The organism is Bifidobacterium sp. LH_426, from assembly GCF_056356875.1.
In genome coordinates this window covers 135872-150840 of record NZ_JBKEVB010000002.1, presented here as the reverse complement: position 1 = coordinate 150840, position 14969 = coordinate 135872, and the positions used below count along the sequence as shown (strand labels likewise).

11 protein-coding genes are annotated in these 14969 nt (G+C 66.9%); 2 read left to right on the top strand and 9 right to left on the bottom strand.

Annotation, left to right across the window (positions count from 1 at the left end; translation table 11 throughout):
• Positions 1-253 precede the first annotated feature (253 nt).
• Complete coding sequence (locus tag AC1AYD_RS02935; RefSeq protein WP_476503125.1) at positions 254-1156, top strand: acyl-CoA thioesterase; 903 nt, start codon at positions 254-256, stop codon at positions 1154-1156.
• A gap of 222 nt (positions 1157-1378) precedes the next feature.
• Here AC1AYD_RS02935 and galK read toward each other — a convergent pair whose 3' ends face one another.
• The 9 genes from galK to AC1AYD_RS02890 form a co-directional block, all read right to left on the bottom strand.
• A complete protein-coding gene (gene galK / locus AC1AYD_RS02930) occupies positions 1379-2629 on the bottom strand; it encodes a galactokinase (RefSeq protein WP_476503124.1) in 1251 nt (416 codons plus the stop codon).
• Positions 2630-2681: 52 nt separating this feature from the next.
• Positions 2682-3932, bottom strand: coding sequence for a galactose-1-phosphate uridylyltransferase (gene galT / locus AC1AYD_RS02925; protein WP_476544660.1), 1251 nt, complete (start codon positions 3930-3932; stop codon positions 2682-2684).
• Between the two features lie 2 nt (positions 3933-3934).
• Positions 3935-4744, bottom strand: coding sequence for a DeoR/GlpR family DNA-binding transcription regulator (locus AC1AYD_RS02920; RefSeq protein WP_476503122.1), 810 nt, complete (start codon positions 4742-4744; stop codon positions 3935-3937).
• Between the two features lie 204 nt (positions 4745-4948).
• Complete coding sequence (locus AC1AYD_RS02915) at positions 4949-6100, bottom strand: quinone-dependent dihydroorotate dehydrogenase (protein WP_476503121.1); 1152 nt, start codon at positions 6098-6100, stop codon at positions 4949-4951.
• A 19-nt stretch (positions 6101-6119) separates the two neighbouring features.
• Positions 6120-7181, bottom strand: a complete 1062-nt coding sequence (locus tag AC1AYD_RS02910) for an NADH:flavin oxidoreductase/NADH oxidase (RefSeq protein ID WP_476503133.1) — start codon at positions 7179-7181, stop codon at positions 6120-6122.
• Between the two features lie 487 nt (positions 7182-7668).
• Complete coding sequence (locus tag AC1AYD_RS02905) at positions 7669-9948, bottom strand: transglycosylase domain-containing protein (RefSeq protein ID WP_476544659.1); 2280 nt, start codon at positions 9946-9948, stop codon at positions 7669-7671.
• A gap of 106 nt (positions 9949-10054) precedes the next feature.
• The gene (locus tag AC1AYD_RS02900) at positions 10055-10750 is read right to left on the bottom strand and encodes a Crp/Fnr family transcriptional regulator (protein ID WP_034526722.1); all 696 of its coding nucleotides are present in this window, start codon (positions 10748-10750) and stop codon (positions 10055-10057) included.
• Between the two features lie 191 nt (positions 10751-10941).
• Complete coding sequence (locus AC1AYD_RS02895; RefSeq protein ID WP_476503119.1) at positions 10942-12150, bottom strand: lipoate--protein ligase family protein; 1209 nt, start codon at positions 12148-12150, stop codon at positions 10942-10944.
• A 92-nt stretch (positions 12151-12242) separates the two neighbouring features.
• Positions 12243-13289 carry a 3-isopropylmalate dehydrogenase gene (locus tag AC1AYD_RS02890; protein WP_476503118.1) on the bottom strand — a complete coding sequence of 349 codons (1047 nt, stop codon included), beginning with the start codon at positions 13287-13289 and terminating at the stop codon, positions 12243-12245.
• Between the two features lie 266 nt (positions 13290-13555).
• Between AC1AYD_RS02890 and AC1AYD_RS02885 the strand changes: the two genes are divergently transcribed.
• Complete coding sequence (locus tag AC1AYD_RS02885; RefSeq protein ID WP_476503117.1) at positions 13556-14947, top strand: hypothetical protein; 1392 nt, start codon at positions 13556-13558, stop codon at positions 14945-14947.
• The last annotated feature ends 22 nt before the right edge of the window (positions 14948-14969 follow it).

The following is a 14969-nucleotide window of genomic DNA, read 5'->3' as shown; positions in this document are numbered from 1 at the left end:
GACTGGGGGAGAGATAGCTGGAACGTAACGGTTCCCGCTATCTCTCCCCCAGTCCGCTACCGCGGACAGCCCCCTCGTCAGAGGGGGCCAAGTCGTAGCGGGCGAGGGTGCCTTATTCGTATGCGGGCCATAACCCGCCGTTCACACGGCTCACATGCTCGTTACAATCGTCTCTGATGCCAGTAACGACCGACCGTTACAGTCGAGGCATCACATAATCGAACATCGAACACGACAATCTAGGGAGACGAGCATGACCGACGACACCATCACACCGCTGGAACATCTGGTGAAGGTGCTCAAACTGGGCAAGCCCTCCGACTACCGCAACCACACGTACGTGAACGGCGAAAGCCTCTACTTCCCCACCGGCCGCGTGTACGGCGGCCAGGTGATCGCCCAGTCGCTGATGGCGGCCGCGAAGACCGTGGCGCCGAACCGTCTGCCGCATTCGATTCACGGCTATTTCATCGCGCCCGGCGACATCCGCCAGGACCTGCTGTTCGACGTGGAGAAGCTGCGCGACGGGCGTTCGTTCTCGGCGCGGCGCGTGAACGTCACGCAGGCCGAGGGATCGATTCTCACCGCGATCGCCTCGTTCCAGGTGACCGGACAGGAGGGCGTGGAGTTCGCCGACCCGATGCCGGCCGACCTGCCCGACCCGGAATCGCTCACCAGCGCGAAGGAGCTGATGGCGCCGTACGCCGGCAGGTCGCCGTTCGCGAACTACTACGCGGAGAAGTCGCCGTTCGACATCCGCCATATCACGCCGACGATCATGCTCGGACCGGACAAGGAGTCCGCGGCCGCCGACTCCGGCAGGCAGATGGTGTGGATGAGGGCCGACGGCGAGGTCGAGGCGCCGCAGCTCATGCATCGTGCGATGCTGGCGCTCGGCTGCGACCAGGTGATGATGGAGCCGGTGCTGCGTCGCGCCGGACTGTCGATCTCCACGCCGGGCATCGCCTACGCGTCGATCGACCATTCGATGTGGTGGTACCGCGACGTGGACATCTGCCAGTGGCACCTGTACGTGCAGGACACGCCGACCGCCGCGCACGGCCGCGGACTCGGCACGGCGAAGGTGTATTCGCAGGACGGCGAGCTGGTCGCCGCCATCGCCCAGGAGGCGATGATTCGCGTGCCGCGCGGGTGATGACTCGGTGCCGTGGCGTTGCCTCCCTCTGATGAGGGATGTGTCATCGCGAAGCGATGACGGAGGGAGAGAAGAGAGAAGAAGAGCGGCCGTAGGCCGCGGGGAAATCGAATCGGCTTTCGGCCGATGCCGTATCTCCCGCGGCCTGCGGCCGCTCCTGTCTCTCCCTCAGTCGCGGCTATGCCGCGACAGCTCCCTCGTCAGAGGGAGCCGAAGTGAGGCTTACGCTTCGCGAGAGGCGCTCGCCGCGGCGTAGGCGGCGAGGGCGCGCGGGGCGTGGAAGCCCTGCTTCTCGAACTCGTCGGCGATCTTCTGGGCGACCTCCTGGGAGCGGCCCTTGTCGACGAGCGCGATGATGGAGCCGCCGAAGCCGCCGCCGGTCATGCGGGCGCCGTAGGCGCCGTTGTGGCGGGCCACGTCCACGGCCACGTCGAGCTCCGGCACGGTGACCTCGTAGTCCGCGGCAAGCGAATCGTGGGACGCGTTGAACAGGCGTCCGGCGGATTCGATGTCGCCCTGGGCGAAGGCGCGCACGAAGGAGCGCACGCGTTCGATCTCGGTGACGACGTGACGCACGCGCTTCTTCATCGTCTCGTCGGGCAGCGCGTCGAGCGTCTCCTTCAAAGCCTGGAGCTGGTCGTCGGCCTTGGAGATGCCGTCGGCGGCGACGCGCAGGTTGGCGACGCCGAGGATCTTCGCGGCCTCCTCGCAGGTGGCGCGGCGCTGGGCGTACTGGCCGTCGTTGAGCTGGTGCGGGGCCTGGGTGTCGACGACGAGCAGCTCGAGGCCGTACTTGTCGAGGTCGAACTCCTGCTGGGAGACGTTCTCCAGCGGGGTGAGCTCCGGGCGGCAGTCGAGCAGCAGCGCGTGGCCGGGCGTGCAGCGCATCGAGGCGTTCTGGTCGAGGCCGCCGGTGGAGGCACCGGCCATCTCGTTCTCGGACTTGATGGCGGCGTTGATGAGGGTGACGCGGCCGGCGTCGGAGTCGCCGTAGCCGAGACCGTACACGTCGTCGAGGGCGAGCGCGGTCGAGCAGGTCATCGCGGCGGAGGAGCTCAGACCAGAGCCCAGCGGCACGCAGGAGACGAACGCGGCGTCAAAGCCCTTCACCTTGGAGAAGCCGGCCTCGCGCAGCGCCCACGCCACGCCCACCGGGTAGGCGGCCCAGCCGTCCACGCCGCGGGTCTTGAGCCCGTCGAGATCGGCCTCGGCGACCTTGTCCGGGGAGATGGACGAGACGACGCGCACCTTGGTGTCCTCGCGCGGCTTGAGCGCGATGAACGTGCGCTGCGGCAGCGCGATCGGCAGGCACAGGCCCGCGTTGTAGTCGGTGTGCTCGCCGATCAGGTTGACGCGGCCCGGAGCGGCCCACACGCCTTCCGGCGCGAAACCGTAGGTGTCGACGAACAGTTTCGTCGCCTCGGAGACGCCCTCCTCATGGGAGATCGGCTCGATGAATTCAACAGCAGCCATTGGTGTTTTATCCTTCCTTGGTTTGTGGAACATCCTTGTTGAGAAGACGGCGTCAGTCGGCGATGTCGACGTCGCCGAGCTCGTGGAAGCGCTTCGCGATGAGCTCCGGGGTCGTGTCGGAGATCCAGGCGGCCATGCCGGATTCGGAGCCGGCGAGGTACTTGATCTTGTTGGCGGCGCGGCGGAACGAGAAGAACTGCAGGTTGAGACGGTAGTTCTCGCGGCGCGGATCGTGGATCGGGGCCTGGTGCCAGGCGGCGATGTACGGCAGGTCCATGCCCTTGCCGTCGCCCTTGTCGAAGAACGCGTTGCCGCGCTTGAGCAGGTGCGAGTACATGGAGGCGAGGTCCCAGCGCTCCTGGTCGTCGAGCTGGTCGATGGTGAGCACGTCGCGCACCGGCGCCACATGCACCTCGAGGGGCCAGCGGGCGGCGGCCGGCACGTAGGCGACCCAGCTGTGGTTGCGCATGATGACGCGCTCCTTGGCCTCGAGCTCGGCGTTCATCAGGTCCTTGAGCAGGTTGCCGCCGGTCTTCTCGTGGTAGGCCTCGGTGTGCTTGAGCTCCTGCTCCATCTTCGAGGCGATGAACGGGTAGCAGTAGACCTGGCCGTGCGGGTGGGCGAGAGAGACGCCGATCTCGGCGCCGTGGTTCTCGAACGGGAAGATCTGCTCGATGCCGTCCATCTTCGAGATCTCGGCGGTGCGGAACGCCCACGCCTCGACGACGGTGCGCAGACGGCTCACCGGCAGGTCGGCGGGCAGGCCGTGCTCGTTCGGGTCGAAGCAGATGACCTCGCAGCGGCCGGCGGCCATCTTCTTCTCCCACAGCGGGTTGCCGTCCACGTAGGTGACGTCCTCGGAACGGCCAGGCACGCGCACCATCGACGGGAAGCGGTTCTCGAACACGACGACGTTGTAGTCGGTGTCCGGCACCTCGCCGTCCTGGTACGGGTCGCCGGGCTTGCGGGCGGCCAGCGGGTTGCCCTTGGCGGTGGCGCCGGGGCCGGCGGTGATCGGGCGGTTCATGCGCGCGGTCGCCATCGGGATCCAATCGCCGGTCAGCGGGTCGCGGCGCATCTCGGGGGCCGCGTACGGCACCTCCTCGCCGGCGGCATTCAGCTGGTTGGCGAAACGGTAGGCGAGATGACGCGGGTCCTTGAGCTCGCGGGTCTTCGCGCCGGAGACGTATTCCGGATCGTCGTCGAGGTAGAAGAAGTCACGTCCGTCGGCGAGCGTCGTCGGCGTGATGCGGATGTGCTCCTTCGCGTACGCACCCGGCTCGTAGGCTGCGAATTCGGTCATGGTTATTCCTGCTCACTTTCCTGTACGGGCTCGGTCTGTTCGGCCAGCACGAGCTCCTTGACCAGTTCCTTCGTTTTGGCGGCGGTATCGGGGTCGAGACCGTCGTCGGTGATGACCGTGTCCACCTGGTCGAACCGCGCGAACAGCGACAGCGATGTGCAGCTCCACTTGGTGTGGTCGGTCAAGATGATGGTGCGATCGGCGATGTCCATCATCGCCATATCGGTGGCGGCCTCCAGCGAATTGGGCATGAGGAAGCCGCGGGGAATCGACACGGAGTGCGTGCCGAGGAAGACGGTGTTGACGCGCAGCGAGGCGACGACCTTGTCGGCGATCGGGCCGACGAGCGAGTTCGATCGGGTGATGACGCCGCCGGTGACGATCACCTCCACGTCCTTCGATTCGAGGGCCTGCACGAGTTCGGCGACCGGGATCGAATTGGTGAGGATGGTGACGCCCGCGGCCTGCTGGCTTTCCAGCAGATGCTGTGCGAAGACGTAGGCGGTGGTGCCGCCGCCGATGGCGATCACGTCGCCGGGGGCCACGTATTTGACGGCCTCCTGCGCGATCGCGTCCTTGAGCCCGATGTCCATCTGCGACTTTACGGAGAACAACGGCTCGCTCAGCAGCGTGCTGGTGGTGACTGCGCCGCCGTGGACCCGCTTGAGGAGCCCTTTGTCGGCGAGTTCGGCGATATCGCGGCGGATGGTCATCGCGGAAACGCCGAGTTCCTTGCTGAGTGCCGTGATGCGCACGGCACCCCGGGTGCGAAGCCTGCTCAGTATCAGGTGTTGACGTTGTGACGATATCATATGAACATTATCGCACACAATCACCCATGGTTCAAACCGAGTTGTGCGTTTCGCGTACCCTTTTTGTAGTTTTGCAAACGTTAGCGAACAAAAAACAACATAGGCGCGATTGTCTATCGGAATTCTCCGGACGGTTTCCGGGTATCTCTCCCCCACCCGGCTCCGCCGGGAGCCCCCCCTCGTCAGAGGGGGCCGGAGACACAATCACTCGGCGTCGACGCCGACGGCTTCGGAGACGGACGAGAACCCGTCGCGGCGCAGCAGCTCGGCGAGGCCGCGCTTCAGGACCGTGATCTGCTGGGGGCCGCGGTACATGAGCGACGAGATGAACATGACCAGGTCGGCGCCGGCGCGAATCTTCGCGTACGCCTGCTCGGGCGTGAACACGCCGCCGATGCCGGCGATCGCGAACCGGTCGCCGTACTGACGGCGCACACGCGCGACCAGCGCCGTGCTGGCGTCCGTGCACGGGCCGCCGGACAGGCCGCCCTCCCACTCGTGCGGGATGGCGAGGCCGGTGCGGTCCTTGTTGAGGTTGGCGAGCGAGACGCCCTGCACGTTGTGTTCGGCGAGCACGTCGAGCAGATCGCGGAACTCCTCCCACGGCTTGTTGAGCGGCATCTTGACGAGCGTCGGCTGCGGGCGGTCGATCGCGTCGAGCGCGGTGAACAGCTTGTCGAGCGCCTCGGGCGAGGCGGTGAACGGCTCGCCCACATGCGTGTTCGGGCAGGACACGTTCACTTCGACCATCGCGGTGCGGCCGGCGGCGCGGCGCATCGAGACGCAGTAGTCCTCGATGCCCTCGTCGAGGTCGCCGCACAGTGCGTCGTTCGTACGCGCGATCGAGACGGACACCTGCATGTCGTGCGCGTGCGTCCACGCCTTCTCCGCACGGTCGATGACCTTGTCGGAGCCGATGTTCGCGAGGCCCACGTGCACCATCATCGAATCGTATTCGGGCAGACGGTGGAACCACGGCTTCGGATTGCCGGGGCACGGGCGGGACGTGGTGGAGCCGACCGTCTCGAGTCCGAAGCCGGCGTTGTCGAGCAGCACCGGCATGTCGCAGTTCTTGTCAAGTCCGGCGGACAGGCCGAACGGGTTCGCGAAGTCGACGCCCATCACCGTGGTCTCGAGGATCGGATCGGTGTAGTCGAGCATCGTGCGCTCCGCCCACAACAGCGGCGGGATGTGCTTGACCACGCGGCAGAACGCGATCATGCGGTCGTGCGCCTCGTCCGGCGGCACGTTGAAGACGAAATTGGGTTTGATGACGTGCTTGTAGCCGAAGGTGAACAGGTCGCAGGTCGCCTTGTTGACCGCGTCATGCCAGAAGCTGTCCGAAACGTAACTCATGGGCACCCAGTCTAGTCAATCAGTAGGCGCCGCGCACATACTGGGGCTGGTAGGGGGCCTCGGTGACGGGCACGCCGAGCTTGGCGGCGGCGCGCAGCGGCCAGTACGGGTCGCGCAGAGCGGCGCGGCCGATCTCGACCACGTCGGCCTTGCCCTTGGCGAGCACCTTCTCCGCCTGCTTCGGCTTGGTGATGAGGCCGACCGCGGTGACCGGCACTTCGGCGCGCTTGCGCACCTGCGCGGAGAACGGCACCTGGTAGTCGGGCTTGACCGGGACCGTCACGCCGGCGACGATGCCGCCGGTGGACACGTCGACCAGGTCCACGCCGTGCGCCTTGAGGATCTGCGCGAGCGCGACCGTCTGGTCGAGGTCCCAGCCGCCCGCCGCCCAGTCGGTGGCGGAGACGCGCACAAGCAGCGGCATGTCATCCGGAATCACGCCGCGGATCGCGTCGGCGACCTCCAGCAGGAAGCGGATGCGCCCCTCGAAGCCGCCGCCGTATTCGTCGTCGCGTTCGTTGCTCAGCGGGTCGAGGAACTGCGAGATCAGGTAGCCGTGGGCGGCGTGGATCTCAATCGCCTGGAATCCGGCGGCCACGGCGCGACCGGCCGCCGCGGCGAACGCGCCGACCAGTCCGTGGATCTCATCGACGCTCAGCGCGCGCGGCGTCGCGTAGCCGCCGAACGGGATGGCGCTCGGCGCGACGGTCTGCCAGCCGCCGGCCTCACCGGGCACGGTCTCGCGCTCGTAGCCGACGGTGAACGAGCCGGTCGACCCCTTGCGTCCCGCGTGATTGAGCTGGATGGCGGCCACGGCGCCCGTCGCCTTGATGCCTTCGACGATCCACTTCCACGAGTCGATCTGCCAGTCGGCCCACAGGCCCACGTCATTCGGCGAGATGCGGCCTTCGGGCGCGACGGCGGTCGCCTCGGCGATGATCATGCCGAAGCCGCCCATCGCACGCGACACGTAGTGCTGGTAGTGGAACGGCGTCGGTCGGCCGTCCTGCGCGAACGCCGAGTAGGTGTCCATCGGCGGCAGCCAGATGCGGTTGCGGATGGTCAGGCCGCGCAGCGTCATCGGCCGGAACAGCAGCGGGCCGGCGTCCTTGGCGGGGTTCTCCCCCCTCAGAGGCGTGCCGGTCTTGCCCGTTTTGCCCGGTTTCGTCGCCTTGCCGGCGGCCTTGCCCGATTTCACCGATTTCGCGGACTTCGCCGTTTTCGAGGATTTCGCGGCCTTGCCCGGTTTCCCGGACTTGCCTTTGCCTCCCGCCTCGACGGTGTTCGTCACGTCGAGGCCGCGGAAGTCGAATCCGCTCGGGCCTTCGACGTTCGCCGTCACGCCTGCCGTGCTTCCGTATGCCGTGGTGTCTTCCGCCATGATGTTCCCCCTTACGCCGGATGTCCGGCGATGATCGTCCTCGACAATTCTAACGTCCAAGCTGAAAGTACGCCGAACGCCCACCGTATGTGGGAATACGGTGGGCGTTCGGTTGCGATGCCGCGATGGCGCGGCCGCCAGTGGCACGAGCCCGCGATGGCGTCACGCGGGACTTACGGGAGAAGGATCACTGGCCGGTCGTGGTGCCCTGCTGGGTGGTCGTACCGGTCGTGCCTTCCGTAGTCGTGCCCTGCTGCGTGGTCGTGCCGGTGGTCCCCTGGGTGGTCGTGCCGGTCGTGCCCGAGCTGGTGCCGCTGTACGTGGTGGTGCCTCCGCCCGTGTACTTCGCGCTCGGGTTGCCGTAGCTGTTGTCGATCGGAATGCCCGCGGCGTCGACGTAGCTCTGCATGAACTGCTTCCACGCGGGTTCGGCGATGTACATGCCGTACCAGGTCGGACGGTACACGCCGTTGATCGTCTTGTAGTTGAACGACTGCGGCGACTCGGCGTTGCCGACGGCCACGAACGCGGCCACCTGCGGGATGAAGCCAGCGGTGAGCATGTACGTGTCCTCGTTGGTGCCGGTCTTCGCGAAGGTCTTGCGGCCGTTGGCCAGCTGGGCGTCCACGGCGTTGCCGTTGGAGCGGACGACGCCCTGGTTGATCGCGTAGGCGGCGGTCTCCGCGATCTCCGGGTCGATGGCCTGATGGCAGTTCGCGGACGGCACCTTGTAGTTCTTGCCGGCGCGGTCGGTCATCTTGGTGATGGCGATCGGGGTGCATTCGACGCCCTTGGCGGCGATCGTCGCGTACACGTTCGCCATCGTGAGCGGCGAGGCCTGCACGGTGCCGATCACCATCGGCGGCTGGAACGAGTTGGAGTCGTACACGTCCTCATGGCCCTGGATCGAGTTGTGGTAGCCGACCTGCTTGGCGGCGTCCGCGATCGCGCACAGGCCGATCTGCTGGGTCATCGAGGCCTGGGTGGTGTTGTGCGAGAGCACGAGGCCCTGCAGCGGGCTTTCGTTCGAGGTGCCGCCGCCGGAGTTCTGCACGCTCCACGTGCCGGCGAACGCGTAGCCGTTGCAGCTGAAGCTCGCCGTGTTGTACGCGGTGGACGTGCGCAGGTACTGGTTGATGGACTTGCCCGCCTGCATCCACGCGACGAGGTTGATCGGCTTCCAGGTGGAGCCGGGCTGGAAGCCCCAGCCGCCGCCGTCGGACTCGTCGACCGCGTAGTTGACGGCCGTTCGCGTCGAATCGAGCTTCGCCAGATCGGTGGCGTCGTAGGTGCGGTTGATGCCGAAGCCGAGCACTTCGCCGGTGCCGGGCCTAATCGCGGCGATAGCGACCTCGAAGCCGGTCGGATCGGCCGGCGGGATGGCGTCGCGCGCCGCCTGCATGGCGGAGTTGTTCGCGTTCACGTCCATCGTGGTGACGATCGACAGGCCGCCCTCCTTGAGCAGCTTGTTGCGCTCCTCCTCGGTCTTGCCGAACTCCTTGTTCTTGAGGATCTGGCGGGTCACGTAGTCGCAGAAGAACGCGGCGTCGCCAGCCACCTGGCAGCCGGATTCGATGGACTGCACGTTGAGCGTGTCCTTGAGCGACGTCTTGTAGGCCTCGTCATGCTGCTTCTGGGTGATGTACCCCTCCTGCAGCATGAGGTCGAGCACGATGTTGCGCTGCTTCTGCGACTCCTTGAGGTTCTCGTCGCTGGTCGGATCGTACCTGGCCGGGTTCTTCGTGATGGCGGCGATGGTCGCGGCCTGCACCACGGTCAGGTCCTTGGCGGAGGTGTTGAAGTAGCGCTTCGCGGCGCTCTCCACGCCGTAGAGATTGTGGTTGCCGAACTGGGCGATGTTGAGGTAGCCCTGCAGGATCTCGAGCTTCGAGTACTGCTTCTCCATCTGCACGGCGATGAGCATCTCGCGCACCTTGCGCGCGACGGTCTGTTCGGAGGCATGGTATTCGGCGATCGGGTCGTCGTCCTCGCGGGCCTGCATGGCGAGCACGTTCTTCACGTACTGCTGGGTCAGCGTGGAGCCGCCCTGCGTATCGCCCTTCTTCACGAACGTCTGGAAGAAGGCGCGCATGACGCCCTGCACGTCGATGCCGTGGTGTTTGAAGAATCGGCGGTCCTCACGGGCGACGACGGCCTGCTGCATGACCTTGGAGATGTTCTTCAGCGGCACGACGGTACGGTTGTCGGCGTAGAACTCCGCGATCTTCGTCGTGCCGTCCGAGGCGTACATCACGGATTTCTGGGGAAGGGAGGTCACGTCGAAATCGACGCCCTCGACCTTGAGCGACGGCACCACGGCCTTGGCCACCGAATTCGCGGCGAATACGGCGGGGGAAACCAGCGTGGCCATCACCACGCCGCCGCCGACGCACAGCATGAGATAGGCCAACAGCAAAGTAAGCACACGTCGAGCGGTAAGGGAGTTCTTTTTCGGCATGCGCCCCATTCTAAGTGGGTGGGTCTACCGGAACCGATGGCGTGCCACGGCGCGCGGGGAATCATTCACAGGAACCCCACTCCCTGAACGTCTCCCGGAAATCCGGTGAACGCGGTCAGCGGCGCGACCTGCGGATGAGCATGCCGGGCTGGTAGATGATGATCGAACGGCCCTCGCGCGCTATCCACCCGCGGTTCGCGAAGTCCATCAGCGCCTTGTTCACGGTCTCGCGGCTGGAGCCGACGAGCTGCGCCATCTCCTCCTGCGTCAGGTCGTGCGGCACCTTGAGCCCCTCCTCGACCGGCTCGCCGAAGCGGGACGCGAGGTTGATGAGCGTCTTGGCGAGGCGGGCGGGCACGTCCATGAACACGAGGTCGGAGATGTGCTCGTTGTTGGAGCGCATGCGCCCGGCCATCACCTGCAGCATGTCGATGGCGACGCGAGGATGCTGGTCGAGCCAGTGGAACAGCGCATCATGTTCGAGCCAGACGACGCGCGTGCCGTGGTTCATCGCCAGCGCGGACGCGGTGCGCGGGCCGCCGGTCGGGTCGAAGACGGGGATCTCGCCGAGCACCTCGCCCGGCGCGTGGATGGACAGCAGCTGGATGCGATGGTCGTTCGATTCGCGCACGAGTTTGACGCGCCCGTGCTCCAGCAGGTACATGCGGTGGTCGGTGCCGCCCTGTTCGAAGATGGCCTCGCCCTTGTCGTACACGGCCTGGTTGAGATGGGGGATCAGCTCCTCCGCCTGCTCCGGCGACACCTGCTTGAACAGCGCGGTATGCAGGAGCACGTTCTCCTCTTCGGGCATCGCGTTCGGCTTTTCCGCCAACTCACATCACCATCCCATCATCACGTCGCCGTATTCCATCGTCGGTCCGCGGACATCCTCGACCATCGTCCGCAACATTGTACCGCACGCCCACCGGAGCCGCCGTGAACGTACCGTAAGCGTTCACGGGCGCGCGTCGGCGCACGCGCGGGCGGCGGGCGGCGCCGCCGTCACGCGCGGGACGCCTGCGCGCGGCAGTACGCGAGCAGGTGCGCGACGACCTCGGCGCGGGACAGCCCGGTCTGGCTTCTGAGCGGGTCGACGCGCTTCACGGCGGACTTGACCGCCTTGTCGCTCGTCTTCTCGCCGCTCACGTTGAGCACGCGCGTCATCTTCACCGCGTCGATGTCGTACGCCATCGTCACGTGGTGCAGGACCGCGCCGGGAGCGTGCGTCGCGGCGGGCGCGGCAGCTTCCCCGCGCGCCGCCGCACGCGCGTGCGGCGCGGGGAAGCGGCGTTGCGCCGCGCCGCCGATCTTGCCGTGCTGCGAGGCGATGTCGTTGAGACCGGCGAACCGCACGTCGAGTCCCAGCCCGCGCAGCGCCTCGACGAGCCACCGGTCGCACAGACGATACGACGATGCGACGTCGATGCCGGCGACGAAATCGAGCGGAGTATATAAGGAGTAGGTGATGGTGTTGCCGGGTTCGATGAACATCGCGCCGCCGCCCGTGCACCGGCGCACGACGGTGATGCCCTCCGCGCGCGCGACGCTTTCGTGGACCTCGTCGGGGATGGACTGGAACCGGCCGACGACGACGCACGGCGCGTTCCACTCCCAGATGCGCAGGGTGGGTCGGCGCGTGCCGGCCGCGACCTCGCGCGCCCATCGCTCGTCGACCGCCATCTGGTCGGCGGGGCTGCGCGGTTCGTCGTGGACGATGGCGAGCCACGGCCAGAGGGAAGCCCAGCGGGAGGCAAAGTCGGGGTCGGGCGTCGTGACCACCCCCACCCGCTGCGCGGGAGCCCCCGCCGGCGGGGGCGGAGTGAGGGAGGACGCGGTATCGGTGGCGGACGGGGCGATCGCGCGGACGGCGGCGATGGCGATGGCGTCGGCGTCGGTGCCGACGAGACGGGCGTGCGGATGGCGGGCGATCGCCTCGCGCACCGCGGCCGCGATCGTCGCAGAATCGATCGTCGCAGAATCGATTGTCGCAGAATCGGCGCCGGTCGCGGGAGACGCGGCGATGACCGCGGCGAGCGCACGTTCGACGCCGCGCAGGAGGGCGTCGGCGGTCCCGTCGGAATCGGCTTCGACGAAGAAATCGCCGTCGATGCGCACGCGCGGCGCGTCCGTGCCGTCCGGCTCCACGGTCACGGCGACGAGTTTGCCGCCCGGCGTCTTGCATTCCCCACGCATCGCGTTCTCCATATCCATGCCGCCACCATAGCAAAAGGCCCTCGGCGTGATGCCGGGGCCTTCGGAAACGTGCGACGGACGCGCGCCGCATGCCGCGCGTCACGGACGCGTCACATGCGGGCGAGGATGTCCTTGCCGACCTGGTCGGTGGTGCGGACGGTGGAGCCGAGCTCCTCGATGTCCGCCTCGACGGCCTTGTGGATCTTCTGCGCGGCCTCGTCGAAGCCGAGATGCTCGAGCAGCATGGCGGCGGAGAGGATCGCGGCGGTCGGGTTGGCCTTGTTCTGGCCGGCGATGTCCGGCGCGGAGCCGTGGATCGGCTCGAACATCGACGGGTATTCGTCGGAGGCGTTGATGCAGCCGGAGGCGGAGTAGCCCACGCCGCCCACGACGGCGCCGGCCTCGTCGGTGAGGATGTCGCCGAAGAGGTTGTCGGTGAGGATCACGTCGAACTTCGACGGATCGGACACGAGGAAGATCGTGGCCGCGTCGATGTGCGAGTAGTCGTGCGTGACCTCCGGGTACTCCTCGCCGACCTTGTCGACGATGCGCTGCCACATGTCGCCCGCGTTGACGAGCACGTTCTTCTTGTGGACGAGCGTGACGTGCTTGCGGCGCTTCATGGCGAGCTTGAACGCGTAGCGCACGACGCGCTCCACGCCGTACGCGGTGTTGATGGAGACCTCGGTGGCCACCTCGTTCGGGGTGTTGCGGCGGACCGCGCCGCCGGCGCCGCAGTACAGGCCCTCGGTGCCCTCGCGCACGACGACGAAGTCGATGTCGCCGGGGTTCGCGAGCGGCGAGGTGACGCCCTTGTACAGCTTGGACGGGCGCAGGTTCACGTACTGGTCGAGATCGAAGCGGAGCTTGAGCAGCAGGCCGCGCTCCAGGATGCCGGCCTTGATGCGCGGGTCGCCGACGGCGCCGAGCAGGATCGCGTCGGTCTTCTTGATGCGCTCCTCCTCGTCCTCGGGCAGGATGGAGCCGTCGCGCAGGTAGCGCTCGGCGCCCAGGTCGAAGGGCTCGTAGTCGAATTCGGCCACGCCTTCGGCCGCCTTCTCGAGCGCCTTCTGCGCCCACGGGGTCACTTCCTTGCCGATGCCGTCGCCGGGAATCACGGCGATCGTGTACTTCTTCGTTGCGGTGTTTTCGCTCATGGCACGAGACGTTACTCGCGGCCGCACGGCGCCCACGGCGGCCGTTCATCAAATGGACACGATTCCGGACATGGGCCGGATGCGGACGGCGGGCGCGGGGACGGTCCGTCAATCCCGGTCCGTAGATCCCGGTCCGCCGACCGGACGATGCGCATGGTGATGTTCGCCCTGCGTGTTCGCCGGTGATAGGCTGGAAGCAGCCTCCGAGCGGTTGGAACGTCATCGATGACGGTGACGTGGTAAGGAGGGTAATGAAAGGAATGCGTATGAACGACGCAAACGCCAATGGAGGCGGCTCCGGAGCCCCGGACCCCAAGTTCACGGACAACGGACAGATCCCCTTCGACCAGACGCCGGACACGGCGCAGGCCGGCACCCCGGCACCGGATTCGCCGGCACCGGCGTTCGGACAATCATATGAGCAGCAGCCCGCCCCGGCCACGCCCGCACCGTGGGAGGTCCCGCAGGCCGATGTGCCGACGCAGCAGTTCTCGGCACCGCAGCCGGATGCGCCGACGCAGCCGATCCAGGCGCCGCAGTACGGCCAGCCCGAAGCTCCGGCGGCGCCGGCGTTCGGCGCCCCGGATGCCGCGGCGTCCCAGCAGCAGTTCTCGGCGCCGCCGTACACGCCGGCGGTGCCGGGACAGCCCGGGCAGCCGGGACAGCCGCCGTTCGGACAGGGCCAGCAGCCGCCGTATGGACAGCCTGGCGCGCCGGGTGCGCCCGCCGCCCCCGCCTACCCGGGTGCACCCGCTCCGGGGCAGCCCGGTCAGCCGGGACAGCCGGGCCAGCCGCCCGCCTACCCGGGTGCCCCCGCGCCGAAGAAGAAGCGCTCCACCGGCGCGCTGATCGGCATCATCGTCGGTGCGATCGCCGTGGTCGCGGTGATTGCGCTCGTCGTCGTGTTCGCGGTGGTCAAGCCCGGCTCGCTCACCTCCGACGACTATCTGGACGGCCAGCACCAGACGGGCGTGATGCTCACGAAGTACGGCAACATCTCGACGAAGCTGTCGAAGGCCATGGCCACCACGTACGACAGCAAGTCCACCTTCGACAAGGAGGACGCCGCAAAGATCAAGGAGTACGTGAAGGCCTACGAGGATTCGAACAAGGAGTTCACCGACCTCAAGATCTACCAGAAGGACGACAAGGTGAAGGAGGCGTACGACAAGTACGAGAAGAAGGCGAAGAAGTTCGTCACGTTCTCCAACAACCTCGCCGACACGGCCGTCACGATGAGCGCCGTCACCAAGGCGTGCGACTCCACACCGACCGCGTCCTACACCGACAACGACTACTTCAGCGAGTACAACGACTACATCAAGGGCTGCACGACGGCGCTCGGCGACCTCAGCGGCTCCAAGATCAAGCCGATCGCCGAATACGCCACCACGATGAAGGACTACCTGACCAAGCTGGGCGACATCATGACGCAGTTGGAGGCGCTCGGCAACGGCGACGACATCTACAGCGACGACGGCAAGTACCAGCAGTACCGCGACCTGACGGAGCAGCTGTACGATCTGGACAGCCCGTACAACGCCTCGTCCGACCTGAACGACGGACTGGACGACATCGAGAAGGAGGCCAACCCGTCCGACGAGCTGAACGACTTGAACGACGTCATCCAGGACGGCTTCAACGAGAAGCTGAAGTAACGGCTTCCGGCGGCCTGTCGCG

Excerpts from the sequence above, each read along its gene's own strand:
- AC1AYD_RS02935 (WP_476503125.1), top strand. The coding sequence starts at position 254 with ATGACCGACGACACCATCACACCGCTGGAACATCTGGTGAAGGTGCTC.
- AC1AYD_RS02890 (WP_476503118.1), bottom strand. The coding sequence starts at position 13,289 with ATGAGCGAAAACACCGCAACGAAGAAGTACACGATCGCCGTGATTCCC.
- AC1AYD_RS02905 (WP_476544659.1), bottom strand. The coding sequence starts at position 9,948 with ATGGGGCGCATGCCGAAAAAGAACTCCCTTACCGCTCGACGTGTGCTT.
- AC1AYD_RS02920 (WP_476503122.1), bottom strand. The coding sequence starts at position 4,744 with ATGATATCGTCACAACGTCAACACCTGATACTGAGCAGGCTTCGCACC.
- AC1AYD_RS02915 (WP_476503121.1), bottom strand. The coding sequence starts at position 6,100 with ATGAGTTACGTTTCGGACAGCTTCTGGCATGACGCGGTCAACAAGGCG.
- AC1AYD_RS02885 (WP_476503117.1), top strand. The coding sequence starts at position 13,556 with ATGAACGACGCAAACGCCAATGGAGGCGGCTCCGGAGCCCCGGACCCC.
- galT (WP_476544660.1), bottom strand. The coding sequence starts at position 3,932 with ATGACCGAATTCGCAGCCTACGAGCCGGGTGCGTACGCGAAGGAGCAC.
- AC1AYD_RS02910 (WP_476503133.1), bottom strand. The coding sequence starts at position 7,181 with ATGACGCTGCGCGGCCTGACCATCCGCAACCGCATCTGGCTGCCGCCG.
- AC1AYD_RS02900 (WP_034526722.1), bottom strand. The coding sequence starts at position 10,750 with ATGCCCGAAGAGGAGAACGTGCTCCTGCATACCGCGCTGTTCAAGCAG.
- AC1AYD_RS02895 (WP_476503119.1), bottom strand. The coding sequence starts at position 12,150 with ATGGATATGGAGAACGCGATGCGTGGGGAATGCAAGACGCCGGGCGGC.
- galK (WP_476503124.1), bottom strand. The coding sequence starts at position 2,629 with ATGGCTGCTGTTGAATTCATCGAGCCGATCTCCCATGAGGAGGGCGTC.